The following is a 13,875-nucleotide window of genomic DNA, read 5'->3' as shown; positions in this document are numbered from 1 at the left end:
CGAGGAGGAGGGCGAGCGCTAGCGAGCCCGACGGAGTCCCCATAGCTCGCGTCAGCGACCCCAGCCACCGAACCACAAGGCAACAAGGGACGAGATCTTTCCTTCTTGCGCGCAAGATGCGCCCTTGGACACAAGAGGGGAAGAATCCGCACCTCGTTGCGTCATCCCGCCCGCAGCCGGCCGCCGGAGGTGCAGGCGTGGCGCTGCTCCGTAGGACGGAGCCGGGCCCGGCCCAAGTTGGCGCGGAGGCGACCGGAGGGTAAAGTAACCGTGTTGCTCACCCCGGTGAGCGCGGGGCTATGGCGCAGTTGGTAGCGCGCTTCCATGGCATGGAAGAGGTCTGGGGTTCGAATCCCCATAGCTCCACCAATGGCAGAACGGCCAGGACACGCTTTTCGTCCTGGCCCTTCTGCTTTGCCCCAAGGATCGAACCCGGTTGGCGGTGCACACGCAGAAGGGGCGGGCGTCCGAAGACACCCGCCCCTTCTGGCACTCGTCAGTGCGTCACTTGAGCTGGCCGCTCGTCAGGCCGAGTAGGCGCCGGGCGACGACGAGCAGCTGGATCTGCTGCGTGCCTTCGAAGATGTCGAGGATCTTCGAGTCGCGCGCCCACTTCTCGAGCAGCTCGGTTTCGGCGTAGCCGTCGACACCGACGAGCTCGATGCACGACAGTGCGACGTCGACGCAGGTGCGGCCGGCCTTGGCCTTCGCCATCGACGCTTCCATCGAGTTGGGCTTGCCGTTGTCGGCCATCCACGCGGCGCGCAGCGTGAGCAGGAGCGCGGCCTCGTAGTCGGCCTCCATCTGCACGAGTCGGGCGCTCGCGTACGACTGCGCGGCGATCGGGGCGTCCCAGTCCTGACCGTGGCCGGTCTTCTCGAGCGCGGCGCGCGTGAAGTCGAGGCAGGCGCGCGTCAGGCCGACGGCCATCGACGCGACGAGCGGACGCGTGTTGTCGAACGTCTGCATCGCACCACCGAAGCCGCCCTCGGTGCGGATCTCCGGGTCACCGAGCAGGTCGGAGGCCGGCACGCGGCAGTCGTCGAGCACGAACGCGGCGGTGTCGGAGGCGCGGATGCCGAGCTTGTGCTCGAGACGCACGAGCTTGAGGCCCGGGTTCGAGCGCTCCACGACGAACGACTTGATGGCCTTCTTGCCGAGCGACTTGTCAAGCGTCGCCCACACGACGACGAGCTCGGCGCGCTCACCGGAGGTGACGAAGATCTTCTCGCCGTTGAGGACGTACTCGTCGCCGTCCTTCGTGGCCGTCGTGCGGATGTTGCCGGAGTCCGAGCCGGTGTCCGGCTCGGTGATCGCCATGGCGGCCCAACGGTTGCCGTAGCGCTCCTTCTGCTCGTCGTTCGCGACGGCGGCGATGGCGGCGTTACCGAGGCCCTGGCGGGGGATCGACAGCGTCAGGCCCACGTCGCCGCGGCACGTCTCCATGATGGAAAGCGCCGAACTCATGTTGGCGCCGTTCTTGTTGCCCTTCGACGCCTTCTTGCCCGCGGGCTTCTTCACCCCGGTGGCTTCGTTGGCGTCGGTCGTGGCGGGCGCCTCGTCCTTGGCCTGCGTCGACCCGGCGGCCCCGGCGCCACCACCGGCACCGGAGTCGGACATGCCGTCGATGAGGGCCGACACGAGGTCGAGCTCACGCGGGTACTCGTGCTCGGCGAGGTCGTACTTGCGGCTGACGGGGCGGAAGACCTCGTCGGCCATCGAACCGGCCTGCTTGACGAGGGGAACGAACTTCTTCGGGATTTCGAGATCGATCATGACGTTTCCTTTGCGCGAAATCTTCGGGGAGTGGGGGGAGCGAGGCGTCAGACGCCCACGCCGCCCTCGAGGACGCCTGCGCCGCGCAGGTCGCGGTACCACCGCTCGTTGTCGAACTCCTTGACGAAGCCGTGGCCGCCGAGCAGCTGCACCGCGTCGCTACCGATCTGCGCGCCGTACTTCGTGACGAGCGCGCGAGCGTGCGCGATGGCCTCAGCGGCTGCTTCGGGCTTGCGGCCCGAGTCGAGACGAGCCGCCGCACGCAGCGTTGCCAGGCGCATGCCGTCGAGCTCGATCGCGATGTTCGCCACGGTGAACGCGACAGCCTGACGGTGGCCGATCGGCTCGCCGAACGCCTTGCGCTCCGTCACGTACTGGGAGACCTGGTCGAGCACGGCGCGGCCGGTGCCACACGCGAGAGCGGCCCACGCCAGGCGGGAGCGGCGGATCGCGTCGAGCGCGTCCTCGCTCGTGCCGAGCAGGTTGTCCGCGGAGACCTCGACGTTCTCCAGGTGCAGGCGGCCGGTGTGCGACGCGCGAATGCCCATGGCCGGGTCGTCGCTCACCTTGAGACCCTCGGTGCCGGCCTCGACGATGACGAGGCGCAGGTCGCCGTCGACCTCCGCCGTGACGACGAACAAATCCGCCGAGTCGGCGCACGGCACGAGGGCCTTCTCGCCGGTGAGAACGAGTTTGTCGCCGCGGCGCTCACCCTTCGTAGCGGGCTTGCGCGGGTCGGCCAGCGGGCCGGCCTCGGCGATCGCCAGCGACGCGACGGCGGGCTTCTTCTCGTCGGTGAACGCGGGGAGGTAGGTCTCCTGCTGCGCGGACGAGCCGTAGGAGGCGATGGCACCGGCGACAGCGGCGGGCGCCATGACGCCGACCGCGAGACCCATGTCGCCGCGGGCGAGCTGCTCGAGCACGAGCACGTTCATGACGGCGGAGCGCTCCTCGGCGACACCGCCGAGCTCGGCGGGAACGGACAGGAGCGTCAGGCCCATCTCGGCCGCCTGGGCGCGGATCTCGTCGGGCACGGCGCGGGCACCGTCGGCGTCGGCGGCTGCGGGACGCAGAACCTCGTCGGCCAGTTCGGCAGCGACGCCGGCGATCATCGCCTGGTCCTCGGTGGGCGTGAGGTCGAACTCGCGACGCGGCTTCGTCGGGGCCGGACGTGCCGGCTCACCCGAACCGCTCTTCTTCACGAACGCACGGCCCGCGGCGGTCTGAACCTTGAAGCCCTGCTTGCTGCCGTTGTAGAGCGCGCGCTCGACCTTGGAGCGCACGGCGGGGTTCTTGAGCAGGTCGTGCCCGCCCGCCTTGGCCAACAGTCGAAGAGCGACCGCCTGGCCCTTGTCGGCGATCGACGCCTTCGAGTTCGTGGAAGTCATCTCGGCCTTTCCTCTGGATCGTTGAGCGGCCCCCTGGCGGGCCAACTTTCCCTGAGGTTACCTGATCGTAGGTACGCGCGGTATCGGAAACTGTGAGTATCGGTAACAACCTCTTCGGAGCGTGGCTCTGTGCGTTGGGGACGGGCGCCACGACGCTGGGGAGGCCGGGGCGTACCCTGGGCGCATGGTCACCGTCCGTCGCGCCGAACACTCCGACATCCCCGAGATCGTCCGACTCAAGGGCCTGCTCATGGAGGACGGTTGGCCATGGCACATCGAGCTCGACGACGCGTGGCGCGAGCGATGCGCGGCAGCCGCGGCGACCTTGCTCGACTCGCCGAACTACGCGTGCTTCGTCATCGACGCCGAGGAGGGTGCGGGCCCCGGCACACCGCTCGCATCGATCGTCTCGACGTCCGTGGAGCAGCACCTTCCCGGACCGGACGGATCGGGGCGTTCGGCGTACCTCGGTGACATGAGCACCGATCTGGTCTTCCGCGGTCGCGGCTACGGCAAGACCTTGCTCGACGCCGCCCTCGCCTGGTGTCGCGAACAAGACGCCGGGTGGGTGAGCTTGTTCTCCACCGAGAGTGGCCACTCGCTCTACCGCAAGGCCGGGTTCAGCCCGGTCGGGCCGTTCCAGCACATGTCGATGGGCCTGGACTGACTCGTCTCGCGACCCGGCGCGGCATGACAGCGTCAGCGGCGTCGGTCAGACCTGTCGTCGTTCTCGGTCAGCGCCGTCCTGGAACGGCGGCGATGACCGACTCGAAGATCCCGCGATCCAGTGCCGTGCCCTCGCGGCGCACCGACGCCTCGTCGAGCTGGAGGATGCGGTCGAGGCGAACCTCGCTCGGACGCCCGGCGCGATCCCACGCGCCCGATCCGATGTCCATCCAGTGCCGACCGGCTCGTGCTTCCTGCGCGGCGTCGCGGTCGTGGTCCTTGCTCGTCAGGGGGAGCGCGAGCGTCACGCCGTCCTCCTGCGGGTGACGGGCGACGACGAGCACCGGCCTGTCCTTGCCCTGGGTGTGGTCCTCCTCGTAGGGCACCCACGCCCAGACGATCTCGCCGGGGTCGGGACGGCCGTCGTCCTTCGCCTGCCAGCTCGTGGCGGGCAGGACGCCATGCCAGTCGCCTCGATAGCCCGTGCCGGCGGGGGCGTTCGATGCAGGCGAGCGCCGCCCGCCGCCCCGTGAGTGCTGTGGCGTCGCGACGGTGCCCGGGGTCTTCGGCGCCTTCGATCGCTTCGCAGCACCGGAGCGATCCGAGCGCGATCTTCCGTCGAGAAGAGCCCTCATGCCCTCGCGCGCGAGGGAGGTAGCGACACGACCGGCCATCTGCTTGAGATTCACGCCACGAGCCTAACGAGCGGGCCCGCCCTCGTGACGAAACACACGCGTCGGCAGCCCCGCGGACGGTACGAGGCACTCCTCGGCGGCTGGAACAATCGATAGGTGACCGAACCGACCGCGCTCCGCGACATCGCCGACCCCTCCGTCGTCGACGAGGGCAACGGCGCACATCCGCGCGCCGGTCTCGCGATCGCGGCGCTCGCGCTCGGCGGCTTCGCCATCGGCACGACGGAGTTCGTCACGATGGGGCTGCTGCCCGACATCTCCCGCGGTCTCGGCATCTCGATCCCGCAGGCGGGCAACGCCGTCTCCGCGTACGCGCTCGGTGTCGTCATCGGCGCGCCGCTCGTCACGATGGTGTTCGCCAAGGTGCCGCGCAAGACGGTGCTCATCGGCCTCATGCTCGCGTTCTTCGTCGGCAACGTCGGGGCTGCTCTGGCTCCGAACTACCACGTGCTCCTCGCTGCCCGTGTCGTCTCCGGCATGCCGCACGGTGCCTTCTTCGGCCTCGGTGCGGTTGTCGCTGCGTCGCTCGTTGCCCAACACCGGCGCACCTGGGCTGTCTCGATGACGCTCGGCGGCCTCAACGTCGCCAACGTCATCGGCGTGCCGATCGCGACGTGGATGGGGCAGCGCATGGGATGGCAGTGGCCCTACGCGCTCGTGGCCGTCATCGGTCTGCTCTCGGCGCTCGCCGTGTTGGCGTGGGTGCCTCATCAGGGGACGACGGGACTCGTCACGGCGAAGAAGGAACTCAAGGCGCTCACCCGACCGCAGGTGTGGTTCGCGCTCGCCATCGGCATCGTCGGGTTCGGCGGCATGTTCTCGACGTTCAGCTACATCGCCCCGACGATGACCGAGTTGACCGGCTTCTCCGAGGCCACCGTGCCGCTCATCCTCGTCGTGTACGGCGTCGGCATGACGTGTGGCGCGCTCGTCTCCGGACGCGTCGCGATGCACGGGCTCATGCGCGGCATCTTCGGTTGCCTCATCGCGATCGCAGTCATGCTCGCCCTGTTCGGGTACGCCGCGCACTACAAGCCGACGGCCGTGCTGTTCGTCTGGCTCCTCGGCTTCCTGCCGACGGTCATGGTGCCGATGATCCAGATCCGCCTCATGGACGTTGCCCACGAGGGTCAGTCGCTCGCCGCCGCGCTCAACCACGCGACGCTCAACTTCGCCAACGCCCTCGGGGCGTGGCTCGGCGGCGTCGTCCTCGACGCGGGGCTCGGCTACGAGTGGTGCTCGCGTGTCGGTGCGATTCTCGCCGTGTTCGGCGCCGTCGTGGCTGCGGCGTCAGCGTTCACCTCACGCCGTGAGGCGGCCTCGCAGCACGCGGCAGCTGCCTGACCTACCCTTCGGGGTTTGCTCAGAATCGACGACGCGAGCGCTTGTCGTTGATGAGCCAGGCAGACAGCAGTCCGCCGGCCGCGCCGCCGAGGTGCCCCTGCCACGACACGCCCTGTGCCCCGGGGAGAACGCCCCACAGGACGTAGCCGAACACGGCGAGGAGCGCGAGGCCGAGTGCAACCTCGGTCCAGCGCTTGCTCCACGCGCCGCGCACGATGAGGTAGGTCAGCCAGCCGAAGACGATGCCGGACGCTCCGGCCGTCGCAGAGTGCGGGGGAGTGAGGGCCCACGCCGCGAGACCCGAGCAGACCATGACGACGAGCGTCACCTGCACGGCCACCCGTCGTCCGCTGAGGCCGAGGAGGAAGCCGAAGGGCAGCAGCAGCGCCGTGTTGCCGATGAGGTGCGCCCACCCGTAGTGCGCGAAGGAGAACGTGAAGATCGACGGGAGGTCGGTGAACTCCCAGGCGCGCAACGACGCGAAGCGGTCGACGGCGTGACGCGTGATCACGTCGACGATCTCGACGACCCACAGCAGGGCCACGAAGAAAGCGGTGTCGACGGCGGAGGACCCTGCCCGTCCACCGGCCTGGCGCGTTCGCTCACGAAGGTCCATTCACCCATTCTGCCAACGCTGGGGAGCGAGTCGGGCACTGGAGCGACGGCGGTGATCCGGTTCGCGCAGGCATGGAAGAATGAATGGTCACGTACTGTGCCGTCCCCGACGTAGCGCTCCAGACGAAATCGACGAGGTATTCAGTTGTCACCCATGGCCCGCAAGGCACTCGAGCCGGCCGCGACCCCGCCGGAGATGATCCGCAACTTCTGCATCATCGCCCACATCGACCACGGCAAGTCGACGCTGGCCGACCGCATGCTCCAGTTGACGGGTGTCGTCGAGCAGCGGGCCATGCGCGCGCAGTACCTCGACCGCATGGACATCGAGCGTGAGCGCGGTATCACGATCAAGAGCCAGGCCGTGCGCATGCCGTGGGAGCTCGATGGTCAGACGTACGCGCTCAACATGATCGACACCCCCGGTCACGTCGACTTCACATACGAGGTCTCGCGTTCGCTCGCCGCGTGTGAGGGCGCGATCCTCCTCGTCGACGCCGCTCAGGGCATCGAGGCTCAGACCCTCGCGAACCTCTATCTCGCGATGGAGAACGACCTCGAGATCATCCCGGTGCTCAACAAGATCGACCTGCCGGCAGCGCAGCCGGAGAAGTACGCCGCCGAGATTGCGGGCCTCATCGGCGCCGACCCCGACGACGTTCTCAAGGTTTCCGGCAAGACCGGCGAGGGCGTCGAGGCGCTCCTCGACAAGATCGTCGGCACGCTGCCCCCGCCCGTCGGTGACGCAGACGCCCCGGCGCGCGCCATGATCTTCGACTCGGTCTACGACACCTACCGCGGCGTCGTCACCTACGTCCGTGTCGTCGACGGCAAGCTCAACCCGCGCGAGAAGATCGCCATGATGTCCACGGGTGCCACGCACGAACTCCTCGAGATCGGCGTCAGCTCGCCCGAGCCGACCGCGACGAAGGGCCTCGGCGTCGGCGAGGTGGGTTACCTCATCACCGGTGTGAAGGACGTGCGTCAGTCCAAGGTCGGTGACACCGTGACGAACGCGGCCAAGCCGGCCGACAAGGCCATCGGCGGGTACTCCGACCCCAAGCCCATGGTGTTCTCGGGGCTGTACCCGATCGACGGTTCGGACTACCCGCTGCTGCGTGACGCCCTCGACAAGCTCAAGCTCAACGACGCTGCGCTCGTCTACGAGCCCGAGACGTCGGCCGCGCTCGGCTTCGGTTTCCGCGTCGGCTTCCTCGGCATGCTGCACCTCGAGATCACGCGTGAGCGCCTCGAGAGCGAATTCGACCTCGACCTCATCTCCACGCTGCCGAACGTCGTCTACCAGGTGACGACCGACGACGGCCGCGTCACCGAGGTGACCAACCCGAGCGAGTTCCCCGACGGCAAGATCGCCGACATCACCGAGCCGGTCGTGAAGTCGACCATCCTCATCCCGAGCGAGTTCATCGGTGCCGTCATGGAGCTGTGCCAGAACAAGCGCGGCAACCTGCTCGGCATGGACTACCTCTCCGAGGAGCGCGTCGAGATGCGTTACACGCTGCCCCTCGCGGAGATCGTGTTCGACTTCTTCGACCAGCTGAAGTCGAAGACGCGCGGGTACGCCTCCCTCGACTACGAACCCGCCGGCGAGCAGAGTGCCAACCTCGTCAAGGTCGACATCCTGCTCCAGGGCGACAAGGTCGACGCGTTCAGCTCGATCGTCCACCGTGACAAGGCCTACGGCTACGGCACGATGATGGCGACGAAGCTCAAGGACCTCATTCCGCGCCAGCAGTTCGAGGTGCCGATCCAGGCCGCCATCGGCACGCGCGTCATCGCTCGTGAGAACATCCGCGCCATCCGCAAGGACGTGCTCGCCAAGTGCTACGGCGGTGACATCTCGCGTAAGCGCAAGCTGCTCGAGAAGCAGAAGGAAGGCAAGAAGCGCATGAAGATGGTCGGCTCGGTCGAGGTGCCGCAGGAAGCCTTCATCGCAGCGCTGAGCCAGGGCGACGAGAAGCCGAAGGACAAGAAGTGAGCAAGCCCGGCTTCGTCTCGGGTTCGGTGACGCCGCCCGGTGAAGAGGGTCAGGCGGCCGAACGCCCGCTCGCGCGGACCCGTTCGTTCACCCGCCGCGGCGGCCGCATGCCCGAACGTCACCACCGTGCGCTCGCCGACCACTCCGAGCAGTACGTCATCGACGTGCCGCGCAAGGAGGCCTCGACCGAACCGATCGACGGCTACCACGTCGACATGGAGCAGGTGTTCGGACGCACCGCGCCGCTCGTCGTCGAGATCGGTTCCGGCGCGGGCGATCAGGTCATCCACGCGGCTGCCGAGAACCCGGGGACGGACTTCATCGCGCTCGAGGTGTGGCGCCCGGGCATCGCGCAGACGATCTCCAAAGCCGTCCACGCCGGCGTGACCAACGTCCGGCTCATCGAGATCGACGCGTCCGAGGCGCTCGACCGTCTCTTCGCGCCGGGCTCCGTTGCCGAGGTGTGGACGTTCTTCCCGGACCCGTGGCCCAAGAGCAAGCACCACAAGCGTCGCCTCGTGCAGCCCGGCTTCGCCGAGGTCGTCGCCGACGTTCTCGTGCCCGGTGGCACGTGGCGCCTCGCCACCGACTGGGCCGACTACGCGTGGCACATGCGCGACGTCGTCGAGGGCTCACCGCGTTTCGACAACCCGCACGTGGGACGCCTCGCCGACCCCGGTGACCCGGACGTCGACCCCGAGGGTGCGCGTGGCGGGTTCGCCCCGCGCTTCGAGGGACGCACGACCACGCGCTTCGAGAACAAGGGCCTCAAGGTCGAGCGCGTCGTGCGTGATCTCGCGGTGACTCGGGCGAACTGACGTGAGCTACCTCGACGACCTGTTCTCCCTTGAGGGGCTGAATGCCGTCGTCACGGGAGGGTCGTCGGGCATCGGGCGAGGTATCGCCACGGCCCTTGCGGGTGCCGGTGCGAGCGTTCACCTCGTGGCCCGGGACGCCGACAAGCTCGCCACAGTGGCCGCCGAGATCGGCGCGACGTGGGAAGTCTGCGACGTCGGTGATGCGAACGCGCTCGCGAACCTGGCTGTCGGTGCCCCGGTGCAGCACGCGGACATCCTCGTCACGTGTGCCGGCGTCAACCACCGACCGCCACTGGCCAACACGAGCGAAGAGCAGTACGCCGAGACGATGGCCGTCAACCTCGAAGCGCCCTACCGGCTCGGCCAGGCCGCAGGGCCACGCATGGCCGAGCGCGGGTACGGACGCATCCTCAACATCGGCTCGCAGCAGAGCTGGAGCGCCTTCGGCAACTCCGGCGTCTACGGCGTGACGAAGGCCGCCGTCACCGGGCTGTCACGCTCGCAAGCGGAGGCCTGGTCACGCTCGGGTGTCACGGCGAACACGATCGTTCCCGGATTCGTCGTCACCCCGATGACGTTGCCCACCGTCGCCGAACCGGGGCGCGAAGAAGCGCTCGCGACCCGCACCTTCGTCGGACGCAACGGCGTGCCCGAGGACTTCGCGGGCCTCGCGGTGTTCCTCGCGTCGCGGGCGAGTGGTTTCGTGACCGGCCAGACGATCGCGGCCGACGGCGGCTTCAGCGTCCACTGAGCGCTCGCTATTACTCGCGGGTAATCTGGTGGGTATGAACCAGACCCTCGCGCTCTACACGAAGCTCACGAAGAAGAACGAGAAGCTCGGTCGCGCAGCCTTCTCGGCCGCGTTCGCGCTCAAGGCGCCCTACTTCCGGACCATTGCGCCCGTCGTGAAGACCATGGAGCCGCACCGCGGCGTCGTGGCCATCAAGAAGTGGTGGGGTGTGCAGAACCACATCGGCACCGTCCACGCCATCGCGATCGCCAACGGCATGGAGATGGCCATGGGTCTGCTCGCCGAGGCCACGGTGCCCAAGGACATGCGCTGGATCCCCAGGGGCATCCAGCTCGACTACGTCGCCAAGACCCCCGGCGATGTCGAGTGCGTCGCCGAGACGAGCCCCGAGGACTGGGCCAAGGAGCCTCCCTTCACGGTGGACGTGCGCATGACGGGACGCCTGGTCAAGGACGGCACGGTCGCCGTCCAGGGCATCATCCCGATCTACGTCTCCGCCAAGAAGTAACGCCTGACGCCGCTACGAGGCCGCCGCGATCGCAAGAAGCGACGTGGCGGCCTCGTTCGTCATCCGGCGCGGACCTGCCCACACGGCGCGCAGCTTCCGGCGCAGGTCGACGTCGCGGACGGTGATCTCGACGAGGGTGCCCGCGGCCAGGGCATCACTGATCGCGAGTCGGCTGAGGACGGCCGGCCCGGTGCCGGCCGACACGGAGACCTTGACCGCGGCGTTGCTCGACAGCTCCAGCAGTGGCGGAGCGCAGGTGCGCGGGCGCATCGCGCGGTCGAGCGCCACGCGGGTTCCGGATCCCGGCTCGCGGGTGACGAGGGCCGTCGCGGCGAGTTCGTCCGCGTCAATACTGCGAGTTCGGGCCCAGGGGTGGTGTGCGGCGACGGCAAGGACGAGGTCGTCCGTGGCGACGACCGTCGAGTTGAGGCCGCGAGGGGCACCCGGGCCCTCGATGAACCCGAGATCGATCTCACCGGAGCGAGCGGCGCTGAGCACGTCGGTCGTGTTGCCGACGGCGACGGAGAGGCCCGGCGTGGCCTCACCGGAATGGGCTTCGTGCCAGCGCGCGATCCAGCCCGGCAGGAGGTGCTCGGCCACGGTCTGGCTGGCCATCACGGTGAGCGGTGCATCCACGCCGCCCACCAGGGCGGTGATGCCGGCGTCGAGATCGCGCGCGGCCTCCAGCACGCCGCGAGCCCACTCGACGACCATGAGGCCCTGCGTCGTCAGGGTGGCGCCGGTTGTGGCGCGGTGGAGAAGGGGCACGCCGACCGAGCGCTCGAGCCGCGCCATGCTGCGGCTGGCGTTGGGCTGCGCCGAGCCACAGGCACGTGCGCCGGCGCTGAGGGAGCCGTGGTCGGCCACGGCCACGAGCAGCTCCAGGGCTGCGAGATCCGGCCAGCTCTTCATCGGGCCAGCGTAACCGGCGTCCATATCCGCCGCATATACCAGCATGCTGAACATGGCACTACCGGCCAGGTCGTAGGCGTTCGAGGATGGGGAGCGTGACCCGACCCGAGCAACGCCGCGCAGAAACAGCGGCCCGAACTGCATCCCACCCAGTGGCCGGCGGTCTGGCCCTGGCGTTCGCAGCGGCGCTCGTCGGGTTCGTCGTGTCACGCATCATCCCGCTGCTCAGCCCGGTGCTCGTGGCGATTCTGCTCGGCGTCGTCGCCGCGAACGCCGCGCGGCTCGACGCGTGGCGCCCTGGCCTCGACCTGGCCGGGAAGCGCGTTCTGCGCATCGGCATCGTGCTGCTCGGCCTCCAGCTCTCGCTCGGCGCCATCGCCTCGCTCGGCTTCGGTGTCATCTTCCTGGCCGTTGCTGTGGTGGCGCTCGGAGTGCCCTTCGGGTTGTGGTGCGGCAAGCGGCTCGGTATTAAGCCCACGCAGAGTCTGCTCACGGCGTGCGGGTTCTCGATCTGCGGCGCCGCAGCCGTCGCCGCAGCAGCAGGGGTGAGCGACGCCCGCGACGAGGAGGTCGCAACGTCGGTCGCGCTCGTCGTCGTCTTCGGCACGCTCATGATCCCGCTCGTCGCGCTGTCCGCCGCCTTGGGGCTCGACGATCACACCACAGGCGTTTTCGCGGGTGCGAGCGTGCACGAGGTGGCCCAGGTCGTCGCTGCCGGCGGCCTCGTCGGGCAGGGGGCGCTCGCGGTGGCCGTCGTCGTGAAGCTCGCCCGAGTGCTCATGCTGGCGCCGTTGATCACCGTCATCGCCGTGCATCGACGTCGGACCATGGGCGGGGCCGAGTCCGGGTCGGTCACGCTGCCGCCCTTCGTGCCGCTGTTCGTCGTCGGCTTCGTCGCCGCGGTCGTCGTGCGGAGCGTGGTTCCGATTCCGAATTCGGTGTTGGACGGAGCGAAGGTGTTTCAGACGCTACTGCTCGCCGCCGCGATGTTCGCTCTCGGCACGGGAGTGACGGCCAAGGCCATGCGTGCTGCCGGCGCGGCACCCTTCGCGCAGGCAGCGCTCTGCACTGCCTGCGTCACTGCCCTCGGCCTGGGCGGGGCGTTGCTCGTCGGTTAGAGACGCTCCGCAGGCGGTGGGAGAATGCCGCCCATGCCGCAGATGCCCGACGGAGAGCCCGCACCGAACGACGGAGCGCTGCCAGCCGACGCCCTCGCGAGCGTGCCGGGCAGCGCCTTCGCGATGTACCTGCACGTGCCGTTCTGCGTGACGCGCTGTGGGTACTGCGACTTCAACACCTACACGCTCACCGAACTCGGCGTCCCCGGCGCGAGCCTCGACACGTACGCGGGCGCTGTCGAACGTGAACTCGACCTCGCAGCGCGCGAGATGGGAAAGGCGCCCGGCGGCGTGCCGACAGTGCAGACCATCTTCGTCGGTGGAGGAACGCCGACGATGCTCGCAGCGACCGACCTCGTGCGGATGCTCGACGCGGCGCGCGAGCGGTTCGGCCTCGTCGACGACGCCGAGGTGACGACCGAGGCCAACCCGGACTCGGTCGACGAAACGTACCTGCGCGTGCTCGCCGAGGGCGGCTTCACGCGCGTCTCCGTCGGGATGCAGTCGTCGGTGCCGCACGTCCTCGCGACGCTGGAGCGCACCCACGATCCGGCCAACGTCGAGCGCGCCGTCCGCGCCGCCAAGGCTGCCGGCCTGCAGGTGAGTCTCGACCTCATCTACGGCGCGCCGGGGGAGTCGCTCGACGACTGGCGGGCCTCGTTGGAGGCGGCGATCGCGCTCGATCCCGACCACATCAGCGCCTACGCGCTCGTCGTCGAGGAGGGCACGAAGATGGGCGCCCAGGTGCGCCGCGGCGAACTGCCGCTGCCCGATGACGACGACGAAGCGGACAAGTACGAACTGGCCGACGAACTCCTCGAGGCCGCGGGATACCGCTGGTACGAGGTGTCGAACTGGGCGAAGGAACCGCGCTTCCAGTGTCGTCACAACCTGGCCTACTGGCGTGACGAACCGTGGTGGGGCGCGGGCCCCGGAGCCCACAGCCACGTCGGCGGGGTGCGCTGGTGGAACGTCAAACACCCGCGCGCCTACGCTCAGCGGGTCGGTGAAGGAACCTCACCTGCGCTCGCGCGCGAGATCCTGGACGAGCGTCAGCGGTACGAGGAGAAGGTGCTCCTGCGCGTGCGTCTCGCCGAGGGGTTGCCGCTCGACCTGCTCGACGACGCAGGGCGCCGCGCGGTGGCGGGACTCGTCGCGGACGGTCTGCTCGAGGGAACGTCTGCCGTCCGTGACCGTCGGGCCGTGCTCACATTGCGCGGGCGGCTGCTCACCGACACCGTCGTCCGGCGCCTGCTCGACTACTGACCGCCGAACGCGAAGGGCC

13 protein-coding genes and 1 tRNA gene are annotated in these 13,875 nt (G+C 69.0%); 9 read left to right on the top strand and 5 right to left on the bottom strand.

Annotated features, from left to right (window positions below; genetic code table 11):
* Positions 1-293 precede the first annotated feature (293 nt).
* Positions 294-369: transfer RNA gene (locus tag K9D12_RS05600), tRNA-Ala, on the top strand.
* A 135-nt stretch (positions 370-504) separates the two neighbouring features.
* Here the strand turns inward: K9D12_RS05600 and K9D12_RS05595 are convergent.
* Both K9D12_RS05595 and K9D12_RS05590 read right to left on the bottom strand, forming a co-directional pair.
* Positions 505-1,776: an acyl-CoA dehydrogenase family protein gene (locus K9D12_RS05595; protein ID WP_223059681.1), complete on the bottom strand. Its 1,272-nt coding sequence runs from the start codon at positions 1,774-1,776 to the stop codon at positions 505-507.
* Between the two features lie 47 nt (positions 1,777-1,823).
* Entirely contained in the window at positions 1,824-3,164 is a 1,341-nt protein-coding gene (locus K9D12_RS05590; protein ID WP_223059680.1) for an acyl-CoA dehydrogenase family protein, read from the bottom strand.
* 184 nt (positions 3,165-3,348) lie between these two features.
* On the opposite strand from K9D12_RS05590, the gene K9D12_RS05585 reads away from it, so the two are divergent.
* Positions 3,349-3,831, top strand: coding sequence for a GNAT family N-acetyltransferase (locus K9D12_RS05585; RefSeq protein WP_047312049.1), 483 nt, complete (start codon positions 3,349-3,351; stop codon positions 3,829-3,831).
* A 67-nt stretch (positions 3,832-3,898) separates the two neighbouring features.
* Here the strand turns inward: K9D12_RS05585 and K9D12_RS05580 are convergent, their stop codons facing one another.
* Positions 3,899-4,519: a type II toxin-antitoxin system PemK/MazF family toxin gene (locus K9D12_RS05580; protein WP_370633461.1), complete on the bottom strand. Its 621-nt coding sequence runs from the start codon at positions 4,517-4,519 to the stop codon at positions 3,899-3,901.
* Between the two features lie 102 nt (positions 4,520-4,621).
* Here K9D12_RS05580 and K9D12_RS05575 point away from each other — a divergent pair, with 102 nt between their 5' ends.
* Positions 4,622-5,869 (top strand): MFS transporter, encoded by a 1,248-nt coding sequence (locus K9D12_RS05575; protein WP_082128835.1) that lies wholly within the window; start codon positions 4,622-4,624, stop codon positions 5,867-5,869.
* 19 nt (positions 5,870-5,888) lie between these two features.
* Here the strand turns inward: K9D12_RS05575 and K9D12_RS05570 are convergent, their stop codons facing one another.
* A complete protein-coding gene (locus K9D12_RS05570; protein WP_129665314.1) occupies positions 5,889-6,485 on the bottom strand; it encodes a rhomboid family intramembrane serine protease in 597 nt (198 codons plus the stop codon).
* A gap of 153 nt (positions 6,486-6,638) precedes the next feature.
* Between K9D12_RS05570 and lepA the strand changes: the two genes are divergently transcribed.
* From lepA to K9D12_RS05550, 4 genes are read left to right on the top strand one after another with little or no spacing between them, the layout of a single operon-like run.
* On the top strand, positions 6,639-8,483 hold the full coding sequence (gene lepA, locus K9D12_RS05565; protein WP_047312050.1) for a translation elongation factor 4: 1,845 nt from the start codon (positions 6,639-6,641) through the stop codon (positions 8,481-8,483).
* A complete protein-coding gene (gene trmB, locus K9D12_RS05560) occupies positions 8,480-9,301 on the top strand; it encodes a tRNA (guanosine(46)-N7)-methyltransferase TrmB (protein WP_241510844.1) in 822 nt (273 codons plus the stop codon). The genes lepA and trmB overlap by 4 nt, the downstream gene beginning before the upstream one ends.
* Before the next feature lies 1 nt (position 9,302).
* Positions 9,303-10,052, top strand: coding sequence for an SDR family NAD(P)-dependent oxidoreductase (locus K9D12_RS05555; RefSeq protein WP_118912660.1), 750 nt, complete (start codon positions 9,303-9,305; stop codon positions 10,050-10,052).
* Between the two features lie 34 nt (positions 10,053-10,086).
* Positions 10,087-10,560 carry a hotdog fold domain-containing protein gene (locus K9D12_RS05550; protein WP_118912659.1) on the top strand — a complete coding sequence of 158 codons (474 nt, stop codon included), beginning with the start codon at positions 10,087-10,089 and terminating at the stop codon, positions 10,558-10,560.
* A 12-nt stretch (positions 10,561-10,572) separates the two neighbouring features.
* Here the strand turns inward: K9D12_RS05550 and K9D12_RS05545 are convergent, their stop codons facing one another.
* Complete coding sequence (locus tag K9D12_RS05545) at positions 10,573-11,472, bottom strand: LysR family transcriptional regulator (protein WP_118912791.1); 900 nt, start codon at positions 11,470-11,472, stop codon at positions 10,573-10,575.
* Between the two features lie 86 nt (positions 11,473-11,558).
* Between K9D12_RS05545 and K9D12_RS05540 the strand changes: the two genes are divergently transcribed.
* Complete coding sequence (locus tag K9D12_RS05540; RefSeq protein ID WP_223059679.1) at positions 11,559-12,590, top strand: putative sulfate exporter family transporter; 1,032 nt, start codon at positions 11,559-11,561, stop codon at positions 12,588-12,590.
* 33 nt (positions 12,591-12,623) lie between these two features.
* Entirely contained in the window at positions 12,624-13,856 is a 1,233-nt protein-coding gene (hemW, locus tag K9D12_RS05535) for a radical SAM family heme chaperone HemW (protein ID WP_223059678.1), read from the top strand.
* Positions 13,857-13,875: the final 19 nt, after the last annotated feature.

Origin of the sequence: Dermacoccus sp. Tok2021, assembly GCF_019895135.1 — a bacterium.
Taxonomy (GTDB): Bacteria; Actinomycetota; Actinomycetes; order Actinomycetales; family Dermatophilaceae; genus Dermacoccus; species Dermacoccus abyssi.
Note: the sequence above shows the minus strand (reverse complement) of the source record. Positions and strands in the feature narration are given on the sequence as shown.

Coding starts and splice junctions, on each gene's coding strand:
- K9D12_RS05595 (WP_223059681.1), bottom strand. CDS start 1,776: ATGATCGATCTCGAAATCCCGAAGAAGTTCGTTCCCCTCGTCAAGCAG.
- K9D12_RS05590 (WP_223059680.1), bottom strand. CDS start 3,164: ATGACTTCCACGAACTCGAAGGCGTCGATCGCCGACAAGGGCCAGGCG.
- K9D12_RS05585 (WP_047312049.1), top strand. CDS start 3,349: ATGGTCACCGTCCGTCGCGCCGAACACTCCGACATCCCCGAGATCGTC.
- K9D12_RS05570 (WP_129665314.1), bottom strand. CDS start 6,485: ATGGACCTTCGTGAGCGAACGCGCCAGGCCGGTGGACGGGCAGGGTCC.
- lepA (WP_047312050.1), top strand. CDS start 6,639: ATGGCCCGCAAGGCACTCGAGCCGGCCGCGACCCCGCCGGAGATGATC.
- K9D12_RS05550 (WP_118912659.1), top strand. CDS start 10,087: ATGAACCAGACCCTCGCGCTCTACACGAAGCTCACGAAGAAGAACGAG.
- K9D12_RS05545 (WP_118912791.1), bottom strand. CDS start 11,472: ATGAAGAGCTGGCCGGATCTCGCAGCCCTGGAGCTGCTCGTGGCCGTG.
- K9D12_RS05540 (WP_223059679.1), top strand. CDS start 11,559: ATGGGGAGCGTGACCCGACCCGAGCAACGCCGCGCAGAAACAGCGGCC.
- hemW (WP_223059678.1), top strand. CDS start 12,624: ATGCCGCAGATGCCCGACGGAGAGCCCGCACCGAACGACGGAGCGCTG.